The sequence below is a fragment of the Enterococcus hermanniensis genome, assembly GCF_001885945.1.
Lineage (GTDB): Bacteria > Bacillota > Bacilli > Lactobacillales > Enterococcaceae > Enterococcus_A > Enterococcus_A hermanniensis.
The window spans coordinates 1-968 of sequence record NZ_JXKQ01000041.1 but is presented as its reverse complement, the minus strand read 5'-3'; the positions used below and the strand labels follow the sequence as shown (position 1 = coordinate 968).

The window sequence follows — 968 nt, the reverse complement described above, 5'->3', positions numbered from 1 at the left end:
CTCTACGCGACCTTGATAACCCAAAATATTATCCTCTAAAACAATCGAGACAATCCCGTTTACTGCATCGTCAATAGTCGCAAAGTAAGTGTGCTTTCCTCGACCATTTTCAGCAGTTGCAGAATCAAATTCTAGAAGAATCGGCACTTTAGTTCCTGTCGCCAAGCTTTGATCGACATGATTTTTTTGTAGCTCGAAAATCATTTTCGCCGTTCCTTTGTCATGAGACCAGAAGACTACACCAGTTCGATTTGGCTCCGTTTCCTCTGCCTGAATAACGATGATATCTTTTCTAGTTTTAAACATTACATCACCGTCCCTTTTGTGATGATTAAGCCATACGAAGCAGTCTTCGTTGGCGTTGTTGCAAATGATGAGCTGATAGATGCTCTTACCGTTCCTGAATCTGCTAGTGCACCTACAAGATTAGAACTTCCTTGAATGTCACCTGCTCGAAGTTCTGCTAGTAAAGTCGCACTCATGCACACATTTTGATTAATAAATGTTGTTTTACCGTACACATGCAGTTTAGAACTCCCCCCTGCGTATATAGAAACATGGTCCATACTTTTGACATTCTCAGCAAATTTACAGCCAGAAACTGCCAAATAACCACCTTGCTCAACCTGAACTGAACGTCTTTGATCACTCACTAGCGGTGCGTTTGCCTGATCAACATATTGGATTCCAGACATAAAGAAATACCCCGATGAATAAGCAATTTTAAACGAGCGAAGTTTAACAGCTAAATCACTCGCTGAGGGATCAGCAATGGTTTGTACTGCACGAAAATAGAGAGCTGAGACAGATAGATTCGTCAATACTACGTCTTCTAAATACACACCCTCTTCAATCCAAATCGAAATACCTGTTCTACTGATCAATGGAATTTGATTTACTGCCGTTTGGATTGTCTTAAAAGGATTGCTCTGTGTTCCGTTTCCCGTCTGATCATTGCCACGTTCTGC

At 41.2% G+C, this 968-nt stretch carries 2 pseudogenes; both read right to left on the bottom strand.

Annotated elements, in window-relative coordinates:
• Nucleotides 1-306, bottom strand: a pseudogene (locus RV04_RS12945) (BppU family phage baseplate upper protein); the annotation flags it as partial.
• Nucleotides 306-968, bottom strand: a pseudogene (locus RV04_RS13355) (hypothetical protein); the annotation flags it as partial. The pseudogenes RV04_RS12945 and RV04_RS13355, both read right to left, overlap by 1 nt.